Genomic DNA, 2,003 nt, shown 5'->3' with positions numbered 1-2,003 from the left:
CTGGCTTCGAGGGCCTCAGCCAGCGGATTTGCGGGCTTTTCCCTCTGGCTTCGAGGGCCTCAGCCAGCGGATTTGTGGGCCTCTTCCCATGGCTTCGAGAGCCTCAGTCAGCGGATTTGGGGGCTTTTCCCCCTGGCTTCGAGAGCCTCAGCCAGCGGATTTGCGGGCTTTTCCCCCTGGCTTCGAGAGCCTCAGCCAGCGGCTTTGGGGGCTTCTCCCCCTGGCTTCGAGTGCCTCAGTCAGCGGATTTGGGGGCTTTTCCCCCTGGCTTCGAGAGCCTCAGCCAGCGGATTTGAGGGCTTCTCCCCCTGGCTTCGAGGGCCTCAGCCAGCGGATTTGTGGGCCTCTTCCCATGGCTTCGAGGGCCTCAGCCAGCGGATTTGTGGGCCTCTTCCCATGACTTCGAGGGCCTCAGCCAGCGGCTTTGCGGGCTTCTCCCGGTGGCTGAGGCTCTCGAAGCCACCACACAGAGGGATAGAGGGAGCCTTAAGGATCTATTATTCCGGCAAAGGAGGTGCTTCTCCAATCTTTTCAAAACACACCCTGTCAAACCCAAGGGCTGTTACCACAAACTTCTGAAGTCTTACATTTTTATATTTTTCTTCAAGCCTTGCCCCGTAATCCGTCACCTGTTCTGTTCCCTCTTTCATCTTTTCACCGATGGAAGGAAGGGATTTGAGTTCATCCACGCTTAAAGCCAGTGCTTCTTTGCCGGATAAGCCCGCCTCTTTAAGGCTTACAAACTTGAATTCAATCAAAACATCATACACCCTGCCGTATCTCTTATCCGGACGGATGATCATGGTAAGATCGGAATATCTTCTTGAAATTTCTGATTCTGAATCCATCAGAAAAATAATATCATTGTAAAGGAGGGTGAGAAAGGCGGTTTTCAGGGTCAGCTCATTGGCAAGGATGTAATCCCGGTTGCTGAAAACTTTAAAATATTTTTTCTCCACAAAGTCACAAAGGGGCTGCATGTCCCCTTTCTGAAAGACCTTTTTTGCCGCAAGCCTGCCCGCATCCCTTTCCTCTGAATCGGGCAGCAAGAGATTACACAGCTTATCTGCATAAAGGCCCTTCACCGCCATATTGGGTATTTTAAGCCTTGTTTCAAGATCCGGCGTTTCTTCGGCAATGGTTAAAATTCCGAAATAATAAAGAAATGATGTTAAAAACTGCCTGTCCCGTGAGCTGTCAAAAAGAATTTCTTCAATGCCAAAGGATCTCTGAACACTTTTAATGACAACGCTGTCTTCCTTTTCCATGAGATTGATTATCAGTGCCTGCCCCCCATTGAGGCTGGCAATGTAGCTGAGTTTTGCCTGATCTGTGGAAAGATTGGAATCCAGCATTTCTTTGGGATATTTTCCATTGCCTGCAAATTCTTCAAAAAAGTAAATGCACATGGTTGGATTATAAATAAATTCATCTGCCTCAATGGAAAAAAGATAGCCATTGTAAAAGCTTCTCATGGTATTGACAGCATCTTCTATGGCTGCTTCACCTTCAGAAATTAAATCCTTGGAATTTCGGTTTTTAACAATGTTCTCAATCTCGGCCCTAATCTCCTTTTCACTGAAACCACAAAGATCATTCAGAAGTGGTTTATGGTAAACACTTTTTGCAACATTGTAACCACTTGTAATATCGCTTAAAACAACAGGCGAAACACCTGTAATAAAAACCTTGTCAATCATGGTGCCGGAGGTGAGGGCCTTTACTGCCTTGAAAACCGTTCTTAAAACACCCTCTTCCTTAACAAGCTTGTCATAATCTTCTTTTTTGTCGGCAGAAGACATGAGAATGGTGTTGGCAAAGTTGTCGTATTCATCGATCAGGAGATAGAGAGCGTATCCAGAAACCTCTACCGCTGAAATAAGACGCTCCATTGTATAGATGGCATCATCGGGATTGATTTTAATTTCAGGCAGAGAAAAACCCATAAAATTATAATAGGTGATAAAACGCTCTATTCTGGCATTGATATGATTGTATAAGGA

The 2,003-nt window shown here is 46.2% G+C and carries 1 protein-coding gene; it reads right to left on the bottom strand.

Annotation, left to right across the window (positions count from 1 at the left end; genetic code table 11):
- Positions 1 to 497: 497 nt before the first annotated feature.
- On the bottom strand, positions 498 to 2,003 hold a 1,506-nt coding region (locus LZ24_RS12525; protein ID WP_144685652.1), incomplete at its 5' end, for an AAA family ATPase.

Source organism: Desulfobotulus alkaliphilus (genome assembly GCF_007830435.1).
Lineage (GTDB): Bacteria > Desulfobacterota > Desulfobacteria > Desulfobacterales > ASO4-4 > Desulfobotulus > Desulfobotulus alkaliphilus.
This window is presented reverse-complemented; position numbering and strand designations above follow the sequence as displayed.